This window comes from Amycolatopsis echigonensis (assembly GCF_002846615.1).
GTDB lineage: Bacteria > Actinomycetota > Actinomycetes > Mycobacteriales > Pseudonocardiaceae > Amycolatopsis > Amycolatopsis echigonensis.
The window spans coordinates 5711238-5737307 of the sequence record NZ_PJMY01000003.1 but is presented as its reverse complement, the minus strand read 5'-3'; the positions used below and the strand labels follow the sequence as shown (position 1 = coordinate 5737307).

At 70.4% G+C, this 26070-nt stretch carries 26 protein-coding genes and 1 pseudogene; 6 read left to right on the top strand and 21 right to left on the bottom strand.

What is annotated here, in order from left to right; all coding sequences use genetic code 11:
• Positions 1–52 precede the first annotated feature (52 nt).
• The gene (locus ATK30_RS44835) at positions 53–556 is read right to left on the bottom strand and encodes a hypothetical protein (RefSeq protein WP_143271453.1); all 504 of its coding nucleotides are present in this window, start codon (positions 554–556) and stop codon (positions 53–55) included.
• A gap of 194 nt (positions 557–750) precedes the next feature.
• On the opposite strand from ATK30_RS44835, the gene ATK30_RS32235 reads away from it, so the two are divergent.
• The gene (locus ATK30_RS32235) at positions 751–1209 is read left to right on the top strand and encodes a peroxiredoxin (protein ID WP_101438621.1); all 459 of its coding nucleotides are present in this window, start codon (positions 751–753) and stop codon (positions 1207–1209) included.
• Between the two features lie 32 nt (positions 1210–1241).
• Here the strand turns inward: ATK30_RS32235 and ATK30_RS32230 are convergent, their stop codons facing one another.
• From ATK30_RS32230 to ATK30_RS32215, 4 genes are all read right to left on the bottom strand, one after another.
• A complete protein-coding gene (locus ATK30_RS32230) occupies positions 1242–1769 on the bottom strand; it encodes a GNAT family N-acetyltransferase (protein WP_101438620.1) in 528 nt (175 codons plus the stop codon).
• A 76-nt stretch (positions 1770–1845) separates the two neighbouring features.
• Complete coding sequence (locus ATK30_RS32225; protein ID WP_101438619.1) at positions 1846–3042, bottom strand: LCP family protein; 1197 nt, start codon at positions 3040–3042, stop codon at positions 1846–1848.
• A gap of 112 nt (positions 3043–3154) precedes the next feature.
• Positions 3155–4408: an SAM-dependent methyltransferase gene (locus tag ATK30_RS32220; RefSeq protein ID WP_101438618.1), complete on the bottom strand. Its 1254-nt coding sequence runs from the start codon at positions 4406–4408 to the stop codon at positions 3155–3157.
• Between the two features lie 89 nt (positions 4409–4497).
• Positions 4498–5238, bottom strand: coding sequence for an alpha/beta hydrolase (locus tag ATK30_RS32215; protein WP_244194793.1), 741 nt, complete (start codon positions 5236–5238; stop codon positions 4498–4500).
• Positions 5239–5304: 66 nt separating this feature from the next.
• Between ATK30_RS32215 and ATK30_RS32210 the strand changes: the two genes are divergently transcribed.
• Positions 5305–6033, top strand: a complete 729-nt coding sequence (locus tag ATK30_RS32210) for a sugar isomerase domain-containing protein (RefSeq protein WP_101438617.1) — start codon at positions 5305–5307, stop codon at positions 6031–6033.
• A gap of 53 nt (positions 6034–6086) precedes the next feature.
• On the opposite strand, the gene ATK30_RS32205 is transcribed toward ATK30_RS32210, so the two are convergent.
• Positions 6087–7952 carry an ABC transporter ATP-binding protein gene (locus ATK30_RS32205; protein ID WP_101438616.1) on the bottom strand — a complete coding sequence of 622 codons (1866 nt, stop codon included), beginning with the start codon at positions 7950–7952 and terminating at the stop codon, positions 6087–6089.
• A 223-nt stretch (positions 7953–8175) separates the two neighbouring features.
• On the opposite strand from ATK30_RS32205, the gene ATK30_RS32200 reads away from it, so the two are divergent.
• Positions 8176–9486 carry a glycosyltransferase 87 family protein gene (locus tag ATK30_RS32200; protein WP_208637701.1) on the top strand — a complete coding sequence of 437 codons (1311 nt, stop codon included), beginning with the start codon at positions 8176–8178 and terminating at the stop codon, positions 9484–9486.
• On the opposite strand, the gene ATK30_RS32195 is transcribed toward ATK30_RS32200, so the two are convergent.
• From ATK30_RS32195 to ATK30_RS32175, 6 genes and pseudogenes are all read right to left on the bottom strand, one after another.
• A complete protein-coding gene (locus ATK30_RS32195; RefSeq protein WP_003071237.1) occupies positions 9473–9682 on the bottom strand; it encodes a helix-turn-helix domain-containing protein in 210 nt (69 codons plus the stop codon). The two genes, ATK30_RS32200 and ATK30_RS32195, sit on opposite strands and share 14 nt — an antisense overlap.
• 179 nt (positions 9683–9861) lie before the next feature.
• The gene (locus ATK30_RS47570; protein ID WP_416332928.1) at positions 9862–10788 is read right to left on the bottom strand and encodes an ABC-F family ATP-binding cassette domain-containing protein; all 927 of its coding nucleotides are present in this window, start codon (positions 10786–10788) and stop codon (positions 9862–9864) included.
• A gap of 123 nt (positions 10789–10911) precedes the next feature.
• Positions 10912–11499 (bottom strand): annotated as a pseudogene (locus tag ATK30_RS47565) (ATP-binding cassette domain-containing protein); the annotation flags it as partial.
• 158 nt (positions 11500–11657) lie between these two features.
• Positions 11658–12335, bottom strand: coding sequence for an acVLRF1 family peptidyl-tRNA hydrolase (locus ATK30_RS32185; protein ID WP_167442038.1), 678 nt, complete (start codon positions 12333–12335; stop codon positions 11658–11660).
• Between the two features lie 267 nt (positions 12336–12602).
• Positions 12603–13094, bottom strand: coding sequence for a GNAT family N-acetyltransferase (locus ATK30_RS32180; protein WP_101438612.1), 492 nt, complete (start codon positions 13092–13094; stop codon positions 12603–12605).
• A gap of 41 nt (positions 13095–13135) precedes the next feature.
• On the bottom strand, positions 13136–14698 hold the full coding sequence (locus ATK30_RS32175) for a deoxyguanosinetriphosphate triphosphohydrolase family protein (RefSeq protein ID WP_101438611.1): 1563 nt from the start codon (positions 14696–14698) through the stop codon (positions 13136–13138).
• A 38-nt stretch (positions 14699–14736) separates the two neighbouring features.
• On the opposite strand from ATK30_RS32175, the gene ATK30_RS32170 reads away from it, so the two are divergent.
• Both ATK30_RS32170 and ATK30_RS32165 read left to right on the top strand, forming a co-directional pair.
• Positions 14737–15843 (top strand): lycopene cyclase family protein, encoded by a 1107-nt coding sequence (locus ATK30_RS32170; RefSeq protein WP_101438610.1) that lies wholly within the window; start codon positions 14737–14739, stop codon positions 15841–15843.
• A gap of 144 nt (positions 15844–15987) precedes the next feature.
• A complete protein-coding gene (locus ATK30_RS32165) occupies positions 15988–17667 on the top strand; it encodes a GGDEF domain-containing protein (RefSeq protein ID WP_101438609.1) in 1680 nt (559 codons plus the stop codon).
• On the opposite strand, the gene ATK30_RS32160 is transcribed toward ATK30_RS32165, so the two are convergent.
• From ATK30_RS32160 to ATK30_RS32150, 4 genes are all read right to left on the bottom strand, one after another.
• Positions 17651–18298 (bottom strand): response regulator, encoded by a 648-nt coding sequence (locus tag ATK30_RS32160; RefSeq protein WP_101441181.1) that lies wholly within the window; start codon positions 18296–18298, stop codon positions 17651–17653. The two genes, ATK30_RS32165 and ATK30_RS32160, sit on opposite strands and share 17 nt — an antisense overlap.
• Complete coding sequence (locus tag ATK30_RS32155) at positions 18295–19494, bottom strand: sensor histidine kinase (RefSeq protein ID WP_101438608.1); 1200 nt, start codon at positions 19492–19494, stop codon at positions 18295–18297. Before ATK30_RS32155 ends, ATK30_RS32160 begins: the two co-directional genes overlap by 4 nt.
• Before the next feature lie 91 nt (positions 19495–19585).
• The gene (locus tag ATK30_RS45135) at positions 19586–19729 is read right to left on the bottom strand and encodes a hypothetical protein (RefSeq protein ID WP_158242532.1); all 144 of its coding nucleotides are present in this window, start codon (positions 19727–19729) and stop codon (positions 19586–19588) included.
• Positions 19730–19842: 113 nt separating this feature from the next.
• Positions 19843–20385 carry a snapalysin family zinc-dependent metalloprotease gene (locus ATK30_RS32150; protein ID WP_101438607.1) on the bottom strand — a complete coding sequence of 181 codons (543 nt, stop codon included), beginning with the start codon at positions 20383–20385 and terminating at the stop codon, positions 19843–19845.
• A 172-nt stretch (positions 20386–20557) separates the two neighbouring features.
• Between ATK30_RS32150 and ATK30_RS32145 the strand changes: the two genes are divergently transcribed.
• Positions 20558–22489: an ABC1 kinase family protein gene (locus ATK30_RS32145; RefSeq protein WP_101441180.1), complete on the top strand. Its 1932-nt coding sequence runs from the start codon at positions 20558–20560 to the stop codon at positions 22487–22489.
• A gap of 36 nt (positions 22490–22525) precedes the next feature.
• On the opposite strand, the gene lepB is transcribed toward ATK30_RS32145, so the two are convergent.
• From lepB to ATK30_RS32120, 5 genes are all read right to left on the bottom strand, one after another.
• The gene (gene lepB / locus ATK30_RS45775; protein WP_101438606.1) at positions 22526–23407 is read right to left on the bottom strand and encodes a signal peptidase I; all 882 of its coding nucleotides are present in this window, start codon (positions 23405–23407) and stop codon (positions 22526–22528) included.
• 29 nt (positions 23408–23436) lie between these two features.
• Entirely contained in the window at positions 23437–23724 is a 288-nt protein-coding gene (locus ATK30_RS32135) for a hypothetical protein (RefSeq protein ID WP_244194792.1), read from the bottom strand.
• A gap of 151 nt (positions 23725–23875) precedes the next feature.
• On the bottom strand, positions 23876–24274 hold the full coding sequence (locus ATK30_RS32130; protein ID WP_037359221.1) for a metal-sulfur cluster assembly factor: 399 nt from the start codon (positions 24272–24274) through the stop codon (positions 23876–23878).
• A complete protein-coding gene (gene sufU / locus ATK30_RS32125) occupies positions 24271–24720 on the bottom strand; it encodes a Fe-S cluster assembly sulfur transfer protein SufU (RefSeq protein ID WP_101438604.1) in 450 nt (149 codons plus the stop codon). Before sufU ends, ATK30_RS32130 begins: the two co-directional genes overlap by 4 nt.
• Positions 24717–26033, bottom strand: coding sequence for a cysteine desulfurase (locus ATK30_RS32120; protein ID WP_101438603.1), 1317 nt, complete (start codon positions 26031–26033; stop codon positions 24717–24719). The genes sufU and ATK30_RS32120 overlap by 4 nt, the downstream gene beginning before the upstream one ends.
• Between the last annotated feature and the right edge of the window lie 37 nt (positions 26034–26070).

Below are 26070 nucleotides of genomic sequence, written 5' to 3'. Positions count from 1 at the left end.
GGCCGAAGCCCACGGTCTCTGTGCCGTAACCTCCCAGCTCCTTCTGCCGCAGTCAGGCGAGGCTGGCCCGGGGCTGGTTCGGCCCGATTGTCCAGCTGGCGTGAAGGAACACCCATGCGTGCGTCTCGTCCGACTTCACCGGGCGAACGCCGTGCTCGCCGATCTGGACTCCGTACTGAAGCAGCCCGTCCGGGACCGCGTACACCGTGACCGAGAAGACGCACGCGCTGCCAATGGGGGTGACTTGGAAGGTCCCGTTCGGCAAGGCACCTTGAGCGATCACCTCGCCGTTGGCGTTGTAGACGCGCACCGGGGCTCCAGATTCCGCGTCTGCGTAGGTGCCTGTGCCCTTGCAGGCCGTCCCCTGCGTCAGATTTTCGCCGCCGCTTGCCGGAATATCGAAGGCACCCTTCATCGTGAACGTCGGCGCCAACGTGGGCGTGCTGGGCTGGCCAGCTTGAGTCGCCTCTGGCGCGGCGGGTGTCTGGCCAGAGCATGCGGTAAGTGCAGCCATGATCGCCGTCAACGCAGCCACATTCGCGGTCGTGCACTTCATGGGCTGTCGGTCGCGTAGGCACCCCCGGGTGTTACGCGATCCGGTCGGCGTCTACCGAACGTTACTCACCAGTGAGGTGTAGCGCGTCTGGCCATTCGTTGGCCGCCCTTGCCCGGTGGCCCGGGCCGCCGCGCGGCCTACCGGACACCCGGGCAAGATGAGGCCACCGATCCGACCGGAAGGACCCCTCCGCGATGCAGCCCGGCGACCTCGCCCCCGACTTCACCCTTCCCGACGACCAGGGCGTGGAGCGCACCCTGTCGGCCCTCCTCGCCGACGGCCCGGTCGTGCTGTTCTTCTACCCGGCCGCGATGACGACCGGCTGCACCGCGGAGAGCTGCCACTTCCGGGACCTGGCCGCGGAATTCGCCGAGGCGGGCGCGCAACGCGTCGGCATCAGCCCGGACGCCGTCGGCAAACAGCGCGAGTTCTCCGCCAAGCACGGTTTCGACTACCCCCTCCTGTCCGATGTGGACGGTGCGGTGGCGAAGCAGTTCGGCGTGTGGCGCAAAATCCTGCCCCTGCACACGAAACGGCAGACGTTCGTGATCGGAACGGACCGGCGGGTGCTGGACGTGATCAAGAGCGAGCTGAACTTCACCGCGCATGCTGACCGGGCGCTGAAGGTGCTGCGGGAGCGTGCGGACGCCTGACCGGCACCCAGTCGAGAACGGCCTCAAGCCGATTACGCGGGCCGCTCGAGCCGCCACACCACGTTCACTCCGCTGCAGGCCGACGGAAGCCGCCCCTCCGCCGGTTCCTCCCCCACCCGGGAAAACCCCAGCCGCTCCGGAACCGCCTGGCTGCGCACGTTCCGCGCGTCGTGCTTGATCATCACCTGCGCAGCCCCCAGCCGCCAAGCCAGAGCGACCAGCAGAGCGCTCGCCCGCGTCACATACCCCTTGCCTGTCTGGGATTTCGCGAGCCAGTACCCGATTTCCCACCCGTCCGCGCGGCGCATCAAGCCGCAGCTGCCCGCCAGCTCGCCGTCCGGGGTGCAGATCGCGTAGTTGTACTCCTCGCCGCTCTCCCACTGCGAAGCCGCGCGCGTCAGGAACTCGTCGCCCTTGGCCAGGTCGTACCCGTCGATCGCCCACGGCATCCACGCGGCCAGATGGTCCAGGGATCCCATGACGGTATCCACCTGCACGTCCCGATGCTCCGGACGCCAGCGAGCGAGGGTGACCACACCGTCGGTGAGCGTGTCTTCCATCGGGCCATCCTGACAGCGCAAACGGCGGCGGGCTCGCGATTTTCCGCGAAGCCCGCCGCCGTCTCGCGACCGAGCGTCAGTTCACCACGATGTCCTGGGGAACCTCGGTGTCGTTCTTCAGCGCGTCGAACAGCTCCGCAGACTTCTTCTTGTCCCAGTGCTCCGCCGACGCGTCGGTGATCGGCATCGTCGTGGTCGTGACCCCGCCCGACGAGATGCCGCGCATCGCGAACGCCAGGCCGACCAGGTTGTGCACGTGGTCGCCGGTGTCCATGGTCAGCGCCTTCGGCGCGGAGCCCAGCAGCGGGAAGAAGTCGAACGGGTTCAGCAGCGTCCCGGGGCTCGCGATCTGGCTCACCAGCGCGCCGATGAACTTGCGCTGGTTCGCCACCCGGTCGAGGTCCGAGCGCGGCGTCGCTTCGGCGTGCCGCATCCGGACGAAACCGAGCGCCGAGCGTCCGTCGAGCTTCTGGCAGCCTGCCTTGATGTCGATGCCGGTCATCGGGTCGTTCATGTCCTTGTCGATGCACATGTCGACCCCGCCGATCGCGTCGACGATGTTCGCGAACCCGCCGAACCCGATCTCCGCGTAGTGGTCGATGTGCAGGCCGGTGGCCCCTTCGACGGTTTGGACCAGCAGTTTCGGCCCGCCGAGCGAGAACGCGGCGTTGATCTTGCTGGTGCCGTGGCCCGGGATCTTCACCTGCGAGTCGCGCGGCAGGCTCAGCAGCGTGGGCTTGGTCGAATTGTCCGGCAGGTGCGCGATCATGATCGTGTCGGTGCGCGCGCCGCCCGCCTCGCCCGAGTCGCCGGTGGCCAGGCGCTCCTCGTCGGCCGCCGTCATGCCCTGGCGGCTGTCCGACCCGACGATCAGCCAGTTCGTGCCCGAGGCCGCGGCCGGGCGGCCGGAGTAGTCGCCGATCGCGTCCACCCGGTTGATGGTGAACTCCAGGTACGCCCAGATCGCGCCGAGGAACAGCACGAACACGATGAGCAACGTCATCAGGATCTTGCCGATGCTCCAGCGGCGACGACGGCGCGGCCGCGGCTGGCGGCCCCCGTAGTCCGGAGGGTCTTGCCTCGGCGGCGCGGGCGGCGGCGGGGCCGGGGCCTCGCCGCGCGCGCCCATCGGCCGGGTGCGGCCGTCGTACGGGCTGGGTCCTCTCCCTGGCAGCGGCAGCATCTGTGCCCGCTGCTGCTGCCGCGGGCGTGCGGGGGGCTGCGGTGGCCTGGGCGGCATCCGCCGCCTGCCGTCGTCGCCTCCGTACGTCATGGGCCTGTCTCCCCGATCCGGTGGTGCGCGTGGCCGCACAGCCTCCTGCGCGGCCCTCCTGCGTTGGACGTGCGGGACCCTACGCGGGTTGTTCCGGAAGCGGGAGACGGGCTCAGCGCGGGTCGGCGAACCCGAACTGGTGGACCTTCAGATACCCCGACCGGAACCCGGCCTCGGAGTAGGCGAGGTAGAACTCCCACATCCGCCGGAACACGTCGTCGAACCCGAACCCGCGGATGTCGTCCCAGCGCTGCTGGAAGCGGTCCCGCCACAGCTTGAGCGTGCGGGCGTAGTCCTGGCCGAACTCGCGCATCCCGGCCAGCTTCAGCCGGGTGTTCTCCCGCATCCCGTCCTCGATCGCCTGCACCGACGGGATGATGCCGCCGGGGAAGACGTACTTGTGGATCCACGTGTAGGACTTGGCCGCGGCCAGCATCCGGTCGTGGTCCATGGTGATCGCCTGCAGGCCGAACCGCCCGCCCGGGCGCAAGCGCTTGCCGATCGTGGAGAAGAACGTGGGCCAGTAGGACGCGCCGACCGCCTCGATCATCTCCACGCTGACGACCGAGTCGTACTCGCCGGTGGCCTCGCGGTAGTCGCACAGCCGCACGTCTACGCGGTCGGAGAAGCCCGCCTCGGCGATCCGCGCGTCGGCGAGCACTTTCTGCTCCTGCGAGATGGTCAGCGACGTCACCTTCGCGCCGCGCGAGGCCGCCCGGATGGACAGCTCGCCCCATCCGGTGCCGATTTCCAGCACCTCGCTGCCTTCGCGCACGCCGGCGTAGTCGAGCACGCTGTCGAGCTTGCGGTGCTGCGCCTGGGTGAGCGTGTCCCCCGGGCCGAACAGCGCCGAGGAGTACATCATCGACTCGTCCAGGAACGCGCTGAACAGGTCGTTCGACAGGTCGTAGTGCCGGTGGATGTTCGACCGCGCGCCTTCGATCGTGTTCTCTTCCGACGACGGCTGCATGCGCTCGGCGAACCGGCGGAACCGCTGCAGGAAGGGCGGCACGAGCGTGGCGAGCCGTTCGGCGAAGGGCGTCAGCACGCCGGCCAGGTCTTCCGCTGTCCAGTCGCCGACCAGGTACGCCTCGCCGAAGCCGATCTTCGCGTCGGCGCCGAGCCGGTGGAAGAACGCGGCGGGACGGTGGATGCGCATTTCCGGCGCGTCCGGGCCGCCCGCGCCGAGCACCGTGCCGTCCGGGAACGTGACCCGTACGTCCAGCGTTTTCACCGCGTGCCGGAACAGCGCCTCGGCCGCGCGCGCCCGCAGCGGCGAATGCGGCGGGGTGGCGAGACCGGGCCATCGGGATTCGTCGGGCACCGGCTGCGAGACCACTGTCGGATCGACTCGTGACGTGGACAAGACACTCCCTCCGAACGGGCTTTCGAGCCCTTCCCCATGATATTCCCGCTTCGTCCCCGCTGCCCTCGCGACCGGGCCGCGCCCTCCGGTTACCCCGGGATGCGCAGCCGATCGGCGGAAGGGCGGGACCAGGCCTGACGAAGAGTTTCGTCCGTCTCGCCCACTCCGATCCGGTCCAGTGTGAAAGCACACATCAGCCGGGTCCAGACCGCGGGATGGCGGAGCATCGAATGGCCTTCCCCGGCGATCTCGAACCGCGCCACCAGGTCGGTGACCTCGCGGGCGCGCGCGGCGAAGGCGTAGGACTCGGCGGGCGAGGTCATCCGGTCGCGGGTGCCGTGCGCGATCAGCACCGCACGGCCCGCGACGGCGTCCACCGGCTCGCCCTGCGGCGTCCACGGGGCCAGGGCGCACACCCCGGTCACCGCCGGGTCGTCGGCGACCCGCAGCGCGACGCGGCCGCCCATCGAATGGCCGACGAGGACCACCGGAAGCCCGGGATGGTCGGCGCGGATCCGGTCGAGGGCCCAGCGGGCGTCCGGCACCGGGCTTTCGGTCCGCCCGTTCCAGCCGTACAGCCGGTTCCGCATCAGCCGCACTTCCAGGCCGTGCCGCCCTCCGGCACGGTGCAGCGCACGGGCCAGCGGCACCATCCGCTGATACGCCAATCGCCAGGGCCGGACGACCACGGTGCTGCGTTCGGCCCCGCCGTGCAGGACGAGCGCCACCGCGCGGGTCTGCCCGGGGGCCCGCCACACCCGCACGGCCGGATCCGCCTGGCCGCCTTGCCATTTCCCGTTCACCGGCACCCCCGTCGCGATCAACTCCACGGTAATCCACCACAAAACGTGTCCACCCGATAGATTCGGTCCCCGGACCCGCGAGGAAGGGCAGGTGTGGTGAGCGCCACGGATCTCGTGAAGAGCACTTCGGACCAGCTTGCGGCGGCCGCGAAGGCCAACGCCGAGCAGGTGTCCGCCGCCGCCGGCCTGCTGCTGGGGGTGATCCGGGCCGACGCGCTCGTCTTCACCGCCGGAGCCGGGCATTCGCTGGCGGCGGTCGCCGAGACGTTCTACCGCGCGGGCGGGCTCGCCAGCGTGTATCCGCTGTACCACCCGGAACTGCTGCCGCTGCACGGCGCGCAGCAGAGCACCCGCACCGAGCGCCGTTCCGGGCTCGCCGAGGAGGTGCTGGCCGAACGCGCGCCGGGACCGGACGACGTGCTGGTCGTCTTCTCCACGTCGGGCGTGAATCCGTACCCGGTAGAACTGGCCGCCGGTGCTCGCCGCCGCGGCGCCGCGGTGATCGCCGTGACCTCGCGGGCCTGCGTGGCCGCCGCGCCCCGCCGGTCCGCGACGACGCTGGTCGAGGAGGGCACGGTGGTGCTGGATTCGCTGGTGATTCCCGGTGACGCCAGTTACCCGGCGTCCGCGCCCCGCACCGGACCGCTGTCCACTGTGGTCAATGCGTTTCTGTGGAACCTCATCCTGGCCGAGGTTTACGACCGGGGCACCGCCGAGGGGCTCGACATCCCGTTGTGGCGCAGCTCCAATGTGGAGGGTGGCGACGCGGCGAACGCGGCGCTGCTGGCCAAGTACGAGCCCCGGGTGCCCGCGTTGCGCTGATCGCGTCGTGAGTGTTGATCACGGTTCTAACCGTGATCAACACTCACGAGCCCCTACGCCGCGGCAGGTTCCTCCGAGAACTGCGTGTGGTACAGCTCCGCGTACCGGCCTTCCCTCGCCAGCAGTTCCTCGTGCGTGCCGCGTTCCACGATGTCGCCGTTTTCCACCACCAGGATCAGATCCGCCGCCCGCACGGTCGACAGCCGGTGCGCGATCACCAGCGACGTCCGGCCTTCCAGCGCTCCGGTGAGCGCCTCGCCCACCGCGGCCTCGGATTCCGAGTCCAGGTGCGCGGTCGCCTCGTCCAGCACCACGACCTTCGGCTGCGCCAGCAGCAAGCGCGCGATGGTGAGCCGCTGCCGTTCCCCGCCGGAGAGCCGGTAACCGCGTTCGCCGACCGTGGTGTCGAGTCCGTCCGGCAGCGAACGCACCAAATCGCCCAGCCGGGCCTTTTCCAACGCGGACCAGATCTCGTCGTCGGTGACCTCCGGGCGCGCGTAGCTCAGGTTGGCCCGGATCGTGTCGTGGAACAGATGCCCGTCCTGGGTCACCACGCCGACGGTTTCGCGCAGCGAAGCGAAACTCAGCTCCTTGACGTCCACATCGGACAAACGCACCGAACCGGCGTCCACGTCGTACAGCCGCGGCAGCAGCGAAGCGATCGTCGATTTGCCCGCACCGGACGAACCGACCAGCGCGACCATCTGCCCGGCTTCGGCCCGGAAGCTCACGCCGTGCAGCACCTCTTCGCCGCCTCGGCTGTCCAAAGTGGCCACGTCCTCCAGCGAGGCGAGGGAGAACTTGTCCGCCGCCGGGTACCCGAACCGGACATCGGAGAACTCGACCGAAACCCCGCCCGCGGACAGCTTCTTCGGCTCGGCCGGCTCCTTGATCATCGGCTCCAGGTCCAGCACCTCGAAAACGCGCTCGAACGACACCAGCGCGGTCATCACGTCCACGCGCACGTTCGCGAGCGCGGTCAGCGGCGTGTACAGCCGGGTCAGCAGCAGCGCCAGCGCGACCACGGTGCCCGGTTCGAGCTTCCCGGTGAGCGCCAGGTAGCCGCCGAGGCCGTAGACCAGCGCCTGCGCGAGCGCGGACACGAGCGTCAGGCTCGTCATGAACCAGCGCGTCAGCATCGCGGTGCGGACGCCGATGTCGCGCACCCGCCCGGCGCGGAGGCCGAAGTCGGCGACCTCCTGGCGCGGCCGGCCGAAGAGCTTCACCAGCGTCGCGCCCGGAGCGGAGAACCGCTCGGTCATCTGCGTGGTCATCCCGGCGTTGAGCTGCGCGGCCTCGCGCTGCAGTCCGGCCATGCGGCGGCCGAGCCGGCGGGCGGGCAGGACGAAAATCGGCAACAGCACCAGCGCGACGAGCGTGACCTGCCACGAGAGCGACACCATCACCGCGAGCGACAGCACCAGCTGGATCACATTCGTGACCAAACCGGACAAAGTCGCGGTGAACGTGCGCTGCGCCCCGATCACGTCGTTGTTGAGCCTGCTGACCAGCGCACCGGTGCGGGTGCGCGTGAAGAACGCGATAGGCAGCTTCTGCACGTGCTCGAACACCGCCACGCGCAGGTCGTAGATGATGCCTTCGCCGATCCGGGCCGACTGCCAGCGTTCGGCGAGCCCGAATCCGGCGTCGAGGATCGCGAGCGCCGCGATCACCACCGACAGCCAGATGACCACGTTCAGCTCGTGCCCGCCGACGATCGCGTCGACCACCTTGCCCGCGAGCACCGGCGTCGTCACGGCGAGCACCGCCGAGATCACGGTGAGCACCAGGAAGGCGAGCAGCCGCGCCCAGTGCGGACGGGCGAACCGCGCGACCCGGCGGACCGTTCCCCTGGTCAGCGCTTTCGGCGCGTCGCCCGCCCGCATCGCGGAGCTCAGCAGCGCCCACGTGTTGTCCATCGGAGTGTCCCCCAGTTGGTGAAAACCTCTAGTTTAGTTGAACTTTTTTCCGGAGATGCCCTGCACAACACCGGGACGACCGGCATTCTTCCCGACGGCCGCGAGGGGAACCTCGAGGGACTCCGATTCCCTCGCGGACCGGGGCACCGGCGGTGCGGCCCGGCTCGGTAGCCTGGCGTTTCGGGGTCGGCGAGCCGGGGAGGAAACGCGGGTGCAACTGCTGATGGCCCCTGCGCGCGGCGAAGCGGCCCGTCCCGTGCGCGTCGCCGCCTGGGATCTCGTTTTTTATCTCGGCTGCTTCGCCTTCGCGCTCGGCACCGCGCTCGCTTCGGAGTTCTACGGATACCGGATCTGGGGCAATTTCGCCGTCGCCGGATACGGATTGGCCGCCGCGTACAGCGCCTGGCTCACCATTTCCGCGCGCCGCGGAATGCAAACTAACGGCAAATTCTCCTCGCGCTGGATCGGAATCGGCGCCGTTGTCGTACTCGCGATGTGCGCGCCGTTGCTGATGCTCGTGATCCGGCGGCTGACCGGAACGGACTGGCTGATCACCCCGTTCTCCTGGGCCGCGCAGCCCGAGGTGTGGGTGATCGAACGCAGCGCGGATCTGTTGCTGCGGCACGGAACCCCGTACGTCGACATCGCCGCGCTCGGCCGCGCACCGGAAGTGAACGACTACACGCCGTACGGCCCGGTGATGACCGTTTTCGGGCTTCCGCGCGCGTTGTTCGGCGGCAGCCCGGTCCTCAACGCACTGACCGACGCGCGCTGGATGTTCGCGCTCGCCGCGGTGCTCTGCGCGTACGCGTCCTGGCGGCTGCTGAACCGGCCCCGGATCCCGGTTTTCGCCGCACAGCTCGCGATCGCCTGTCCGCTGACCGCGCTGACCTGGGCGGTGGCCGGTCCGGACCTCGCGATCGTGGGCCTGCTCGTGCTGACGTTCGCGCTCGCCGCGGCGGACCGTCCAGGATGGAGCGGGTTCGTGCTGGCGCTGGTGATCAGCGCGAAACTCATCGTCGCGCCGGCGGCCGCGGTGCTCGCGGTCTTCGTTTACCGACGTGCTCGCGGCGGAAATCCTTGGGCGGCAACGGGTCGCTTCGCGGCGGCGCTGGCCGCGGCGACGATCGCGCTGCATCTGCCGGTGTATCTGGCGAACCCGGCGGCGTTCACCGAGCACGTGATCCGCTTCCCGCTCGGCATGGGCGCCGTCCGCTCCCCCGCGGCGAGCCCGCTGCCCGGGCATCTGATCGCACAGGCCGGACCGGCCGGCACCGCGATTTCCCTGGTGCTGGTGGGTGTTGCGGCAGTGGCGATGCTGATCTGGCTGGCACGCCGGCCCCCCGCGACGGGATCCGCTGCGCTGACGCGAACCGCCGTCGGACTCGGCGCGTTGATCCTGCTTACTCCGGCCACCCGGTACGGCTACCTCGTGTACCCGCTGGTACTCCTCGGCGCCGCACTGACCTTCCGGGCCTCCGGACCGACCGCGCGCCCCCCGCGCAACGGCCGCGCTGACGCTACTTCTTCTTGACTCGCGTGGCCCCGCCGCGCCCCCGCAGCTGGACCCCGGACTCCGACAGCACCCGGTGGACGAACCCGTAGGACCGTCCGGTGGATTCCGCCAGCGCCCGGATGCTCGAGCCCTTCTCGTATTTCTTCTTCAGGTCAGCGGCCAGCTTGTCGCGCGTGTTGCCGGTGATCCGCGCGCCTTTCTTGAGATCAGCCACGTCGATCGCCTTCCCGCCGAGTGGTGGTTCCGGGCCATTCACGGCCCCTGCCGGGGCAATGATCGAACACTACGCGCCGGATTGCCAGACGACAGCCGTAAAACGATCGAAACCGCGATCACATTGGGCCATTCCAGTGCCGTGCCCGACACGGTCAGCACCCGAACGGACGCACTCGGTCAGGCAAGCTGGACAAGTTCCAGATAATCCGCCGACCAGTGGTCCTCGGTTCCGTCCGGAAGCAGGATCACGCGCTCGGGTTCGAGCGCCTCGACCGCGCCCGGGTCGTGCGTCACCAGCACGACCGCGCCGGCGAAGCTGCGCAGCGCGTCGAGAACCTGCGCGCGGCTGGCCGGGTCCAGGTTGTTCGTCGGTTCGTCCAGCAGCAGCACATTGGCTTGGCTGGACACGAGTCCGGCGAGCGCGAGCCGGGTCTTCTCGCCGCCGGACAGCGTTCCGGCGGGCTGGTCGAGCTGTTCGCCGGTGAACAGGAACGAGCCGAGCAGGTTCCGCAGCTCCTGCGCGCCGGTGTCCGGCGCGAGATGGCGGATGTTCTCCCACACCGACGCTTCGTGGTCGAGCGTTTCGTGTTCCTGTGCGTAATAGCCCAAACGCAATCCGTGACCCGGTTCGACGGATCCGGTGTCCGGGGTTTCCATTCCGCCGAGCAGCCGGAGCAAGGTCGTCTTTCCGGCGCCGTTCAGTCCGAGCACCACGACCTTCGAACCGCGGTCGATCGCCAGATCGACGCCGGTGAAGATCTCGAGCGAACCGTACGACTTGGACAATCCGTCCGCGGTGAGCGGCGTGCGCCCGCACGGAGCCGGTTCCGGGAACTTGATCCGGGCGACCTTGTCCGCCTGGCGGGTCTCGTCGAGCGAGGACAGCATCTGCTCCGCGCGCCGGGCCATGTTCTTGGCCGCGACGGCCTTGGTCGCCTTCGCGCCGAGCTTCGCGGCCTGCGCCTGCAGCGCGGACGCCTTCTTCTCGGCGTTCGCGCGCTCGCGGCGGCGGCGCTTCTCGTCGGTGGCGCGCGCGTCGAGGTAGCGCTGCCAGCTCATGTTGTAGATGTCGATCTCGCCACGCGTGGCGTCGAGGAACCACACCTTGTTCACGACGTCGCCGAGCAGTTCGACGTCGTGGCTGATCACCACGAGCCCGCCGTCGTGCTGTTTGAGGAACCCGCGCAGCCAGTTGATCGAGTCGGCGTCGAGGTGGTTGGTCGGCTCGTCCAGCAGCAGGATCGTCTCGGATTTGCCGCCCGCGCCCGCCTCGGCGGCGGCGAACAGGATGCGCGCCAGCTCGACGCGGCGGCGCTGGCCGCCGGACAGCGTGCTGAGCGTCTGGGCGAGGATGCGGTCGGCGAGGCCGAGGTTCGAGCAGATCCGCGCGGCCTCGCTCTCCGCGGCGTACCCGCCGAGCGAGGAGAACCGCTCCTCGAGCCGCGCGTAGCGGTTGATCGCCTTGTCCCGCTGCTTCTCGTCGACCAGCTCGGACATCGCGGTCTGCGCCTTTTCCATGTCGCGCAGCAGGGTGTCGAGCCCGCGCGCGGACAGCACGCGGTCCTTCGCGGTGACCGACAGGTCGCCCTCGCGCGGGTCCTGCGGCAGGTAGCCGAGTTCGCCGCTGCGCCGGACGTCGCCGGCGTGCGGTTCGCCCTCGCCCGCGAGGACTTTCAGCGAGGTGGTCTTGCCCGCGCCGTTGCGGCCGACGAGGCCGATGCGGTCGCCGGACTGGATGCGGAGGGTGGCGCCGTTGAGCAGGATGCGCGAACCGGCGCGCAGCTCAAGGCCGGTGGCCGTGATCAAGAGAACTCCCGGAGACGGGGGCGGTCAGGTGGACGTGCTGGAGCGCCCCAGCACCGCGTGCGATGCGGGGCGGGCGGTTATTCTCTCTGAATCCGCACCAATGCCCTGTTGACCACGAACCCAGTGTACGGGTCGGCGTCGAACGGTTTTCGCGGCCGTGTCCGGATTCACTCGCTGTCCACTGTCTGTTCTCTCACCACCAGCTCCACCGCGCGGGCCCGCAGCGCCGCTTCGGCCAGCACCTCGCGACGGGGTTCGGGGATGTCCAGCACGCGCGGCTCGGCCCGGTCGAACAGCTCCGCGAGCCGTCGGTCGGCGCGCAGTTCGTCGAGCGCCCGGCGGTCGCCGCCGAGCACCACAGCGTCCACTTCGGACAGTCGCGGCAGCAGGACTTCGCAGGCGTCCTGTGCGGCCGCCTGCAGTGCGGCTCGGGTCTGGCCTTCACGACGGCGTGCGAAGCGATGCTGCGACCAGCCGCCCGCCGCGGTTCGGCCCTGCACGCGATGGCGGTCGGTCCGGGAGAGAATCACGCGGCCGTCGTAGGCGAGTCCGAGCGAGTGTCCGCCTTTCCGGACCAGCAGCAGCGCGATCAGCCTCGGCGTCCGCACGTGGCGGAGCAACGGTTCGACGGCCAGTCCGGGGTATTCGCCTTGCTCTCGTAAGGGTCCAAACGGGACAGTCGCGGTGGCCGTGGTGCCGTTTCCGGCTTCGATCCGCACCTGTGTCGCAGCGAGCACGGTGGTGCGCACGCCGTCGTTGCGTTCGGCGAAGCGCGCGAACCAGCGCTCGAGCCGTTCGGGCGGGACTTCCACCGCCCGTCCGCCGCCTGCGACCTGCCGTGCCATATCCGAAACGGTACGGGGCCGCCGCGTGGTGCGACGGCCCCGCATCGCTCAGGCGGGCTGAGGCCGCACCCGGTGCCGCAGTCACCGTGGTCTTGGCGATGCGGCCGCACTCAGGCCCTGCGTGCGCATCTTCTCCCGCACGAGCAGCTTTCTGTCTATTTTGGACTCGGCCGTGGCCGGCCCGCCGGACGTCGTAGGCCGTTCAGCCGAGCCAGTCTCGTCCGCGACGGATCCTCCCTGAATCTCCTGCCGCGCAAAACCGCCCGGTCACAGCTCCAGCCACATAATGCGCAATCCGACCCGCCCCTCGACCGGATGCTGAAACGCTCCCGGCGCGACGCCCAGCGTCACGAACCCCAGACTTTCGTACAGCCGGATCGCGTGGACATTGGTCTCGACCACTGCGTTGAACTGAATCGCCGCGAACCCAGACCGCCGCGCCCAAGCGATCAGGTCGACCGCCAAGGCCCGCCCGACGCCCGAGCCGCGCGCGTCGCGGGACACCATCAGACTCCCCGAAGCGACGTGGCTGCCCGGACCGGGCCGGTTGGCGTACATGTTCGCCGTGCCCAGCACCCGGTCGCCCTCGACCGCGACCACCACCCGGGCCGGGGCCGGAAGCATCCACTGCTGCCGGGCTTCCGCTTCGCTCATGGCCGGGTCGTACGGAAACGTCCGCTGCTCGGTCACCACGTCCCGAACGATCGGCCAGATCCGCGGCCAATCGCCGGCACCGGCTTCCCGGATCGCACAAGGCATCTGCCTACCGTGCTGACCGGACGCCCGAGGGCGCAACCTATTTACAGCACAAAGGAATCCGACCAAGGCTGGCTCGACCGGCCGGACAACGCTTCCAGCAGCGTCACCGCCTGCTTGTCCGTCAGCGAGGCCACGAAGTCCACGACGGCCCGCCCCCGGGCCAGGCCGCGCACCGCGTCCGCGCCCTCGACCCGCTCGCCCGTCGCGCCCACCAGCAGCTCCGGCGCGGTCCGGGCGAGGGCCGAGTACTCGCCGTGCGCCAGTTCCATCAAGTCGTGCAGCCGGCGCGGCAACCGGGACGCCTCGTCGCGGTCCAGGAGCCAGGCGTCCAGCGCGTCGACCAGCGTCGTCACCAGGCTGGCCTGACCGCGCTGGTGCAGGGCGAGATCGGGGCGCAGCAACACGAACCGCCGGTGCACGAACTTCAGGACCTGCACCTCGTGCCACTGCGCGGGCCGCAGCGAGACGTGCCCGGACCGGGTCGGGGGCGAGGACAGGACGAAAACCCCGTCCACCAGCCGCACCATCCAGTTCGACGAGAACGCGGCCGTCGCCTGTTCGGCTTCGGTCGAGCCGTCGAAGCCGTCCGCGAGCAGGCCGTCGACCAGTTCGCGCTGGACCCGGGCGACCGCCGCGGCGAAGGCGTCGTCGTCCACGATCCAGCTGTCCTTCAGGTGCATTCGGCGACGCATCCGCTCCAGGGAACGGCCTGGACGGCGGATTTCGGCGTTCAGCCGCGCGTCGTCCAGCGAAGCCAGATCGACGGCGTGCGCCAGCCACTCCCCCAGTTCGGCGGCGACGGGAGCGTGTTGCAGGACGCCGATGCGGTGGAAGTCCTGCAGATCGTGGATCGCGTACGCGATGTCGTCGGCAGTGTCCATAACGGACGCTTCGACCGTTTGCTGCCACGGCTCGATCCGCCCGGCGAACGGGGCCCGCGCCTGCTCGAAGTCGTCCAATTCCGTGACATAGGCGGAAAACTTGCTCGCGCCGGTGCCCGGAGCGTCGTCCGGTTCGGCGGCGCCACGCGGCGGCTGCGGCATCGCGGTCGGATGCGGCCGCGGGTAGTGCAGGCGCGCCCACGGGTACTTCAGGACCGCGGCGCGGACCGCGGTCGTCAGGTCCAGGCCGATCGCGGACGGGCCGCGCACGTCCGTCGTGGTGAGAATCCGGAACGTCTGGGCGTTGCCCTCGAAACCGTCGGCGAGGCCGAACCGGTGCCGCGCGATGCGGTCCAGGGTCTGCTCGCCGAGGTGCCCGAACGGCGGGTGCCCGAGGTCGTGCGCCAGCGCGGCGGCCTCGCACGCGTCCGGGTCGCACCCGCCGAGTTTCGCGGCCAGCTCGGCCGACTCGCTCGACCCGGTGATCCGCTCCGCGATCCCGCGCGCGACCTGCGCGACCTTCAGGCTGTGCGTCAGCCGGTTGTGCAGCAGCCCGGCACCGCCCGCGCTGACGACCTGGGTCACCCCGCCGAGACGTGCGAAGAACGGCGACGCGGTGATCCGGTCGCGGTCGACGCGGAACGGGCTGGTCGCCAGATCGGTGAACCCGCCGGCTCCGTTCTCCGGGTCCCGGCGCGCTGCCCTCGGATCGGTCTCGTCCATGTGTCCCACCGTATCCGGCCGTCCGGCAGGATTGCGGGATGACCGACGTGCTGGTGGCGGGCGGCGGCCCGGCCGGACGGGCGCTGGCGGCCGCGTGCGCCCGGCGGGGGCTGGAAACTGCCCTGATCGACCCGGATCCGCACCGAAAGTGGGCGAACACTTACGCCCTGTGGGCGGACGAAGTGCCTGAGCTGCCGGGCAACGCGATCGCCGCGGCTCCGGCGGCGACGCTGGCGTTCGGGACCCGCGAGCACCGCGTCGACCGGGCGTACCGGGTGCTCGACAACGCCGGGCTGCGCGAGTGGCTCACCGACCCGAAGGTCCAGGTCGTCACGGGCAAGGTGACCGGCGCGGAACACGGCCCGCACGGTTCGACGATCCTGCTCGCCGACGGTCGGCGGCTGGCCGCGGCCGTGTTCGCCGACGCGTCGGGAGCGCCCAAGCTCCGTCCTCCGCGCGCCGAGCAGACGGCGTACGGGCTCGTGCTCCCCGCGGACCAGGCCGAGCGGCTCGCCCCGGCGGACACCGCCGTCTTCATGGACTGGCGCGACGGCACGGACAGCTTCCGCTACCTGCTGCCCCTCGGCGACGGGTCCGTCCTGGTCGAGGAGACGTCCCTGGCCCGCAAGCCCGGGCTCCCGGTGTCCGAACTCGCCCAGCGGCTGCACGCGCGGCTCACCGCGGCGGGCATCCGTCCGGCAGGCCGCGTCGAACGGGTGCGGATCGTGCTCGACGTCCCGGTGCCGAAGCGCGGCCAGGCGGTGCCGTTCGGGGTCGCGGGCGCGCTCGTGCACCCGGCGACCGGCTACAGCCTCGCGACCGCCCTGCAGCTCGCGCCTCGCGTCGCGGATGCTCTCGCGGACGCGTTCGACGCGGGCCCGCCCGCCGCGGCCAGCGCTGCCCGGAAGGCATTGTGGCCGCCCGAAGCCCGTGCTGTGCATGCCTTGCGCCGCCACGGACTCCGTGCATTGTGCGGAATGTCACCTGCCCAGTCGGCGCAATTCTTCGACCTGTTCTTCAGCCTCCCCGTCCCGGCGCAGCGCGCGTTCACGTCGGGCCGCGCCGACCTGCCCGGCACTGCCGCGACCATGGCAAAACTGTTCCGCTCCGCCCCGGGCGGCCTTCGCCGGAGACTGCTCGGCTGAGTACGTGCCGGGAATTTTCCCGCGCCCGATCGAGGGAACGGAAAAGCATTCTGTTACTCCGATCCGGTGGGGCAAAGTGCCGCGTCGGTGAACATCAGCTGACAACGGTTTCGCGGTCCCTTCGACGGTGCGAGTATCGCGTCCGTGACGACGCTGCGTGCGGTCCGATTCGCCTTCCAGCCGATGTACAGCTTGCACACCGGCGGAGTCGTCGCGTACGAAGCGCTGGCCCGGCCGGGCCGGGGCACGGCGCACGAACTGCTCGCCGAGGCCCGCCGCGCGGGCCGGCTCACCGAGGTCGATCTGGGGCTGGCCGCCGCCGCGGTGCGCCAGGAGGCCGAGCGTCCCAGTGCGCTCCCGCTGCACCTCAACCTCTCCGCGCGCACGCTCGCGTCCCCGCTGGAGTCCTTCGACGAGCTGATCGCCGAGCTCAGCGCGGCCGGACGGCGCACCCGCGACGTGGTGCTCGAGGTCGGCCCGCCGTTCACGCATCTGCCCACCGGCCGTCTGCTCGACGGCATGCGCGCGCTCACCGAACTGGGCTTCCGGCTCGCGCTCGACGGGCTCGGCCGCGGCGACCTGCCGCTGGCGCTGCTCGCGCAGTCGCCGGTGGACCTGGTGAAACTCGACCGCAGCGTGCTGCGCGGCCTGCCCGGAGACCCGGCGTCGACCGCGGTGGTCGAGGCGCTGCTGCACTACACGACGCGTACGAACATCCGGCTGGTCGCGACCGGGATCGAGACCGATTCGCAGCTGGACGCGGCGCAGAGCCTCGGCGTCCGGATCGCGCAGGGCAACCTGCTCGCGCCGCCCGCCGCGCACCGGTCCGCGCCCGCCTCCGGCGCGGTCCTTCCGGAGGACCGGCGCACGCCCGCGCCGCCGCAGGCCCCGCGCGTCGGCGATTTCCTGCGTCCGGCCACGACCTTGCCGGTCGACGCGACCTGCGACGACGTCCGCGAGGTGCTCGCCGCCGCGGACGCGCCGAGCGGCGTGGTCGGCGTCGACGCGGACAACCGTCCACAGTGGTCAGTCGACCGGACGCGGTTCCTCGTGACCATCACCGGCCCGTACGGGCACGCCCTGCACGCGAAGCGGCCCGCCGCGCGGCTGGCGGACAAACCGCACCTGATCGAGGCGGGCGCGAGCGCACTGGAATTCCTCGAACTGGTCACCGACGCCGACTGGGGCCGCACCGGCGACGACGTCGTGGTGGTCGATTCGGCCGGGCGCTGTCTCGGCGTCGTGCTGGTGACCGAGGTCGTGCGCGGGGTCGCCGAGGCGAAGGTCGAAGAGGCGGTCACGCTCAGCCCGCTCACCCGGCTGCCGGGCAGCGAGGCCGCGGCGCGCGACGTCGAACGCCGGATCGCGAGCGGCGAGCAGTTCGTGGCGGCGTGGCTGGACGTCGACTCGTTCAAGTCCGTCAACGACAACGCCGGGTTCGCCGCGGGCGACGACCTGATCCGCGCCCTGGGAGAAACCCTCACCGACCTGTCCCGGCGGCTGCCGCGGATGCGCGTGAGCCACGTCGGCGGCGACGATTTCCTGATCGTGTGCGATGTGGACGAAATCGGCACGGTCGCCGCGGCTTTGCTGGACACGCGCTGGTCCGCCGAAGGCATGCCGGTCACGGTCTCGCTGGCGACGCTCGTATGCGGCAGCGGCACGATTCCGTCCTATCGGGACGCTTCCCGGCTGCTCGCCCCGCTGAAGAAACGCGCCAAAGCCGTCCCCGGATCCAGCTGGGTCCTCAGCCGCCCCGGCAGCGACCGCGTCGAAGTCCTGCGCGGCATCGGCCGGGAAGTCGCCATCAGCCGGTCGGCGTGACAAAGCCCGACTCGTAAGCCCGGATCACCGCCTGCGTCCGGTCCCGGGCACCGAGCTTCGACAGCACGTTCCCGACGTGCGTTTTCACCGTCTGCAACCCCAGAAACAGCTCCGCGGCGATTTCCCCATTGGACAGTCCGGCCGCCATCAGCCGCAGCACGTCGCGTTCCCGTTCGGTCAGGAAATCCAGCGGCGCCGCCGAAGTCGCGCGCGAACGACGTGCGGCCATGCCCCGGATCGCGGCGGGAAACAGCAGCGAATCCCCCGCCAGCACCGTGCGGATCCCGGCGACGATCTCCTCCGGGCGAGCACGTTTCAGCAGGAATCCGCTCGCCCCGGCGAGCAACGCGTCGTACACGTAGTCGTCGTTTTCGAAGGTGGTCACCACGATCACCTTCGGCGGATTATCCACAGTGGACAGAAGATGCCCAGTCGCGCGGATCCCGTCCACCGCGGGCATCCGCACGTCCATCAGCACGACGTCCGGGCGCAGCTGCTCGACGAGACCCGGCACCTCCGCGCCGTCGGCCGCCTCGCCGACCACGGTCAGGTCCGGTTCGCTGTCCACGATCGCGCGCAGTCCGGCCCGGATCAGCCGTTCGTCGTCCACCAGCAGGACTCGCACGCTCACCGGTTCCCCCACGGCACCGTCACCACGACCTCCCAGTTTTCGCCCACCGGCCCCGCGGCCAGCTTGCCACCCACCAGTTCCGCCCGCTCCGCCATGCCTCGCAGGCCGCGGCCGCCGCGGGCGCGCGACGGCCGGGCCGAGCCGAGCGGGTTCGCGACTGCGGCCCGCAACTGCCCGTCAGCGACCGCCAACGCGATGGTCACCGGCACCTTGCCCGCGTACCGCACCGCGTTGGTGAGGCATTCCTGCAGGATCCGGTACACCTCGCGCGACACCACTGCGGGCACCTTCGCGATGTCGCCTTCCACTTCGAGGCGGCAATCCGTGCCGGACTGCTGCGTGACGGTGATCAGCGCGGGGAGGTTGGCGAGGCCCGCGTGCGGCGTCCGGTCGCGTGCTTCTTCGCGAAGTAGGCCGAGGACGTGGTCAAGATCGTCAAGGGCGGTGCGAGCCGATTCCTCGATCGCGGTGAGCGCTTCCTCGGTGAAGCCGGGGTCGGTGTGCAGCGTCCGCCGCGCGGCCCCGGCTTGCAGCGTGACCACTGACAGCGCGTGGCCGACGGAATCGTGGAGTTCGCGCGCGAGCCGGGTGCGTTCGGCGAGCAGGTCGGTGCGGCGTTCGAGCTGCGCGATGCGTTCGGCGGCGGACCAGCCGAGCAACCGGGCCGCCGCGCGGCGCAGCAATCCGCCGACGCCCCACACGAAGTAGATCAGCACGACGAAGGCCACCACGAACGCCGCGGGCAGCCACGCCGACGCCCAGCCGCGCGGAACCGTCAGGTGGGCATCTGGCGTGTCGACAAGCCGACCGGTAAAGACGGCGTTGATCGCGAACCCGAATCCGGCCGGCAGCGCGAGCGTCGCGAGCCCGGTGAACATGCCGGCCACGACGTGCAGCACGAACATCGCCGCACACCGCACGCGGCCGCGTCCTGGCGCAGGCTGGGCGAGCAATTCCCGCACCGCCGCGGCTTCCAGCACCCGCACCGCGGGAAGGAACGCGGTCGCGGCCAGCACGACGAGCATCACGACGAAACCGACGAGACTCGCCCAGCCCACCGTCGTGGCGAACGGCATCAGCGACGGCATCGCGACCACGGCGAGCAGCAGGTACGGCACGCTGAGCGCGGCGCCCAGGATCAAGTACACCCACCGGCGATAGGTGACCGCGCTGACCAGCGGACGGAAGAAACGCACCCGCCAATCCTGACAGGCGGTTCCGGCGAACGCCTCCCTCCAGAGCGGGACCCTGCCGCGGAGTTTCTGGCGGCCTGCTGGCCGACGCTTACTACACCACCTCGTCGGACAGCGAAATCAGAACGCCGACCACGAGTGGCTCGCCGTTCTGGCGTTGGCCGTTGACGTGGCCGGGAGGCGCACGCTCAACGCCGTACGTGATGCCGGACCGCTGACCGGCACCCTGCTCGAACACGGTGGCGAAGTGTCCGGATTCGACTTGAGCAGCGCCAAGCCCAGGGCTTCGCTCCTTATAGCGGTCGTGAGCGGCGATCCCGGTTCTAACCGGCATAAACACTCACCAGGTCCTCAGTAGACAGTCGTCGTCACCCGGGTGCCCTCGGTCCGGAACCCGTTGGCCCACAACTGCTGCACCTTCGCCGACTCCTGCGCATCCGGCTTGGCGTTGGTGCACGACGTCCCCGGCCCGTGGCCCGACATCAGTTCCGAGCACGGGCCCGAATAGTGGTCTGGCAGCCCGAGGTTGTGGCCGAGTTCGTGCGCGGCGATGCGGGTCGGGTCGTAGCCCTCGGCGACCTGGCTCGTGTCCAGGTAGACGTCGCCCTTGCCGTGCCCGTCGGTTTGCGTGTACGACCCCCCGCTGTGCACCTCGTGGATCACGACCGTCGCCTTGCCCTCGTCCTTCACCAGCCGCACGTCGCTGACCGCGGCGTTCCAGTTCGCCGCGCCCTGGTCGATCTGCGCGACGTAGTCCGGCGCGCCGGCCGAGCTGTAGTAGACGGTGGTCGTCGCGGCGGCGGACGCGGCGGGCGCGGTCGCCAGGCCGAAGCCGAGCGGCGCGGCGGTCGCCATGGCCAGTGCGGCGATCCGCCGGAACCCTCGTGCGTGCATCGTGTCCTCCGTAGCTCGTCGAGAAAGCAAGCAACCCTTGTCCGCTCGACGACGTTAGAAGTTCACCACCGCCGGAGACTACGTCCGAAAGTAGGAGGCTCCCCCTCGAGAGGGAGGCCCGTCCCGCCGCGGCTGGATCCGCGCGCGCCGCCGCGCTGGTGTGCTCGTCGGCATGCAAACGCTGCTGCTCGGCCTGCTGGCCTACGTCGTTGTGCTGTGGCCGCTCGTCGCCGCGGCGCGCAAAGTGCTCGGGGTGCGCGTCGGAATCGTCCGGGCACTCGGCGCCGCGCTGGCGGGCTGGCTCGTCGCGGGCACTGTCGTCCGGACGTTCCCGCTGGTCGTGCTGACTACCCCGGGCGTCGCGGTCGGCCTGCTGATCCCGCTGGCGGGCAGCGCGCTCGCGGTGACCCTGCTGGTCCTTTTCGTCGCCGAACTCGCGATTCCGTCCGGCGGGCCGGGCTTGTTCGCCCGGATGCGCTCACTGCGGTCCCGCGCGGCCCGCACCCGCCGTTACTCGCGGATCATGCGCATCGCGATCCGGCACGGCCTCGGCTCGTTCCTCACCGGCCGTCGCACCGCGGATCCCGACGGTTCGGCGAAGCTCGCGCGATCCCTGCGGCTAGCCCTCGAAGAAGCGGGCGTGACATTCGTGAAGTTCGGCCAGCTGCTCTCGACGCGCGCGGATCTCCTGCCGCCGGTGTACATCCGCGAACTCAGCCGGCTGCACGACCAGGTTCCGCCCGCTCCCGAAGACGAGGTGCGCGCTTTGCTGCGCGAGGAAACCGACCTCACCGCCTTCGCGCACATCGACGACGAACCCCTTGCCGCGGCGTCGATCGCGCAGGTTTACGGTGCCCGGCTGCGGTCCGGCGCCGAGGTCGTCGTGAAGGTGCAACGACCCGGAATTCGCGAGCAGGTGGACCGGGACATCGACATCGTCCGCCGCCTCGCCGCCGTGCTGTACGAACGCGCTGGCTGGGCACGTTCGCTCGGCGTGCGGGAGCTGGCGGACGGATTCGCCGAGTCCCTTGAGGACGAACTCGATTTCCGCACCGAAGCCGCGAACATCGAAGCCATTGCCGCGCATCCGGTTCCCGGCGTCACGCTGCCGACTGTCCACAAAGCACTGTCCACGGAGCGCGTTCTGGTGATGCGACGATTGGAGGGCAAGCCGCTCTCGACAAGTTCCGTGCACTCCCGCGAGGACCTCGCCCGGACCTTCCTGCGCGGCCTGCTCGATCAGGTGCTGCTGGGCGGGGTATTCCACGCGGATCCGCATCCGGGCAACGTTTTGCTGCTCGAAGACGGCACCCTGGGACTGCTCGACTTCGGTTCCGTTGGCCGTCTCGACACCGGCCTGCGCGCCGGGCTGCAAGCGCTGCTGCCCGCCATCGACCGCGGCGACCCGGCCGGCGTCCGCGACGGGCTGCTCGAAATCGTCCACCGCCCCGACGATCTCGACGAACAACGTCTGGAACGCGCCCTCGGCACCCTGCTGGCCCGGCATTTCGGACCCGGCCGGACACCAGGTCTCGACTTGTTCACCGGCTTGTTCCGCGTCATCGCCGACTTCCGCCTGGCCGTCCCGCCGCCGATCGCCGCGGTGTTCCGGGCGCTGGCGACCATGGAAGGCACGCTCGCGACGCTCGCCCCCGACTTCGACCTGGTCGCCGAATCCCGCGCCTTCGCCGCCGAACGCATCGGCCTGCGCCCGGAAACCCTGCGTCGCACCGTCACCGACGAATTCACCGCCTTGCTGCCGGTGCTGCGCCGCCTGCCGCGTCGCGTCGACCGGATCGGCGCTGCGCTGGAGGAAGGCAGGCTGTCGGTGAACCTGCGGCTGTTCTCCGACGAACGGGACCGCGACCTGGTGACCGGCCTGGTGCACGAGGTGCTGCTGGCCCTGGTCGGCATCGCGACCGGGCTCATGGCCGTGCTGCTGCTGGCGAGTTCGAGCGGCCCGCAGCTGGTGCCCGGGCTGACGCTGAACCACGTGTTCGGCTACAACCTGCTGATGATCAGCGCGCTGGCGGGACTGCGGCTGCTTTTCGTCGTCTTCCGCCGCTCCGGACGGCAGGCACGGGCAGACCGGCGAATCCGTTGAGCAGCCCAGGAAACTGAGCGATCCTCGGTTCCGCCGCTACCCGGCGGAAACCCACCCCTCCGCGGCGGCCGCCCGGCGGCGTTTCCTGCCCCGGCGCACCCCGGTGACCACCGCGCCCAGGAATCCGATCAGGAACGCCCCGGCCCCCGCCCCGACGAGCACCCGCCCCACGAACGGCCCCTGATCGACCTCCGGCGCGCCCGGCAGCCCCGCGGCGGTGAACGCCGTCGTCGGGGGCAGGGTGCGCACCCACCACGGGTTCGCTCCGGTGGCCACGACCACCCCGTACACCTCGGACACCGGCACCGAGCCGCTGTTCCCTCCGTAACGGACCTCCACCTGCCGCGAGTCCCATCCCACGTCGCGTCGATCGCTGGCGAGAAACACCGTGCCCAGCGGGACGAGGACGTGGAACTGGGGGCCGTCGCCGCTCGCGTAGGATTCGTCGACAGACTTCCCGTTCACCACGATCCGCCGGGCACCGTCGCAGCACCGCACGTCATCGCCGCCCACGCCGATCACCCGGCCGATCAGGGCGTATGCCTTGTCGTCCGGTTGCGCGGGCATGCGTGCCAGCACTACGTCGCCCCGGTGGTAGACCTGCCCGTCCCGGTTGACGAGCACGGCAATCGTGTGGGCGGGCACCGCCGGGGCCATCGCGTTCACCGGCACCTTCACCCCGCGATAGCTGAACACCGTCACCAGCCCGTACCCGCATCCGGCCACCCCGGCCAGCGCGACCACGACGAACAGCGCCAGCACCGCCGAAAACCGGCGAGGCGCGCGGGACACCGGCGGCGGAGCCGGGAAACCGTCGATCACCTCGCGAGGATCGGCGAGAACCGCGGATCCGTTACGCGGCCCGGGATCGTCCGGGCGGATTGTGCCGTTCTGTCCATAATGGACACCCGAAACCATCCGGTGCCGTATAGGTCGTTATACAGACATCACCGGCCCAGGGTCGCGTGGCCGGGCCGGACATCGAACTGTCCCGTCGCGAACCCGGGATTCGAGGTGAACGCGACCGTTCCGGCTAGCGCCACCACGAAGGCCAGTCCGCCGAGCACCAGGACGAACACCTCGGCCACGATCGGGTAGACGCCGCCCATGAGCAGCCTCGGCCGCACGAGCAGCCAGGCCAGCCAGGTCGCCACGCCGAGCGCGAAACACACCGCGGCCACGGACACCGCCGCGACGGCCAGGCCGCGGCCAGGTCTGTCCCCGGAAGAGGCCACGGTTCCAGAGTCAGGTTCGGTCATCAGCCAGTAACAGCACCCAACCCGACAGAATTCGGCGTTCCGCCCGCGGGCACCCGGACGCACCAGTACCGGACACGCCGAAGGCCGCCCCCGGCGAACCGGAAGCGGCCTTCGCACGCACCGAACCTCAGACAGTGAAACCGAGCGCCCGCAACTGCTCGCGGCCGTCGTCGGTGATCTTCTCCGGGCCCCACGGCGGCATCCAGACCCAGTTGATCCGGAAGTCGTTCACCAGGCCGCCGGACGTCAGCGCCGCCGACGTCTGGTCCTCGATCACGTCGGTGAGCGGGCAGGCCGCCGACGTGAGCGTCATGTCCAGCGTCGCGGTGTTGTCGGGTTCCACCCGGATGTCGTAGACCAGGCCGAGGTCCACGACGTTGATGCCGAGTTCCGGGTCGACGACGTCGCGCATCGCTTCCTCGACGTCCTCGATCTTGGCGATGTCGGCGGGGACGGCGGCGGCCTGCTCGGGCAGGTCCGCGGCGGTGCGCCCCTCGCGCGGGTCGGTAGCCGTCTCTTCGCTCATGCCTTCTCAGCTCCTGTGGTGGTGCTGGACACCGCGTCCTTGAACGCCATCCAGCCGAGCAGGGCGCACTTCACGCGCGCCGGGTACTTCGCGACGCCGGCGAACGCGACGCCGTCCTCCAGTACGTCCTCGTCCGGTTCGACCTTGCCCTTGCCCTGCATCAGCTCCACGAAGGCGTCCATGGTCTCGAACGCCTCGCCGACGCTGTGCCCGACGACCAGGTCGGTGAGCACCGACGCGGACGCCTGGCTGATCGAGCAGCCCTGCCCGTCGTACGACACGTCCTCGACCTTGCCGTCGCTGACCTTCACCCGCAAGGTGATCTCGTCGCCGCAGGTCGGGTTGACCTGGAACGACTCCGCGTCGAACGGTTCGCGCAGGCCGCGCCCGTGCGGGTTCTTGTAGTGGTCCAGGATGATCTCCTGGTACATGCTCTCGAGATTCATCGCGCAGCCCCGTCCTGAGCCACCCCGAAGAACTTCTGCGCCTCGCGGATCCCGGCGACCAGAGCGTCCACTTCGGACAAGGTGTTGTACAGGTAGAAGCTCGCCCGCACGGTCGCCGGCACCGAGCAGGCCCGGTGCAGCGGCCACGCGCAGTGGTGCCCCACCCGCACCGCGATGCCGAGGCTGTCGAGCACCTGGCCGGCGTCGTGCGGGTGCACGCCGTCGATCACGAACGCGACGGTGGCGCCGCGGTCCTTCAGGTCGGTCGGCCCGACGATGCGCACGCCCGGGATCTCGCTGATGCCCGCGATCGCGGCCGCCGCCAGCTCGTGCTCGTGCGCCGCGACGCGGTCCATCCCGATGGCGGACAGGTAGTCCACCGCCGCGCCGAGGCCGATCGCCTGCGACGTCATCGGCACCCCGGCCTCGAACCGCTGCGGCGGCGCGGCGAACGTGGTGCGCTCCATCGTGACCAGCTCGATCATCGAGCCGCCGGTCAGGAACGGCGGCATCGCCTCGAGCAGTTCGGTCCGGCCGTACAGCACGCCGATCCCGGACGGGGCCAGCATCTTGTGGCCGGAGAACACCGCGAAGTCGACGCCGAGCGCGTGGAAGTCCACCGGGAAGTGCGGCACCGACTGGCAGGCGTCGAGGACGGTCAGCGCGCCGACCTCCCTCGCCTTCGCCACCAGCTTGGCCACCGGGTTGACGGTGCCGAGCACGTTGGACTGGTGCGCGAACGCGACCACCTTCGTGCGCGGCGTGATCACCCCGTCGAGGTCGGACAGGTCGAGCCTGCCCTCGGAGGTGACCTTGAACCACTTCAGCGTCGCCCCGGTGCGCTGGCACAACTGCTGCCACGGCACCAGGTTCGCGTGGTGCTCCATCTCGGTGATGACGATTTCGTCGCCCTCGCCGATCCGGAACCGCTCCGCCTCGGGTCCGGCCGTCGCGGCGTTGCTCATCGCGTACGCCACGAGGTTGATGCCCTCGGTGGCGTTCTTGGTGAACACCAGCTCCTCCGGGTCCGCGCCGACGAATTCCGCGGTCTTGGCACGCGCGGATTCGTAGGCGTCGGTGGCCTCTTCGGACAGCTGGTGCGCGCCGCGGTGCACGGCCGAGTTCGACGTGAACACGTACCGCCGTTCCGCGTCGACCACCTGCACCGGCCGTTGCGAGGTCGCCCCGGAGTCCAGGTACACCAAGGGTTTCCCGTCGCGCACGGTGCGCGTCAGGATCGGGAAGTCGGCACGCAGTGCCGCCACGTCAAGGGGAACAGAGTTGGTCGGGCTGTTCGAAGCCGTGGTGGTCATCGAGCCAACTCCTCTCTCTCGGTGTCGTCGGGAACGG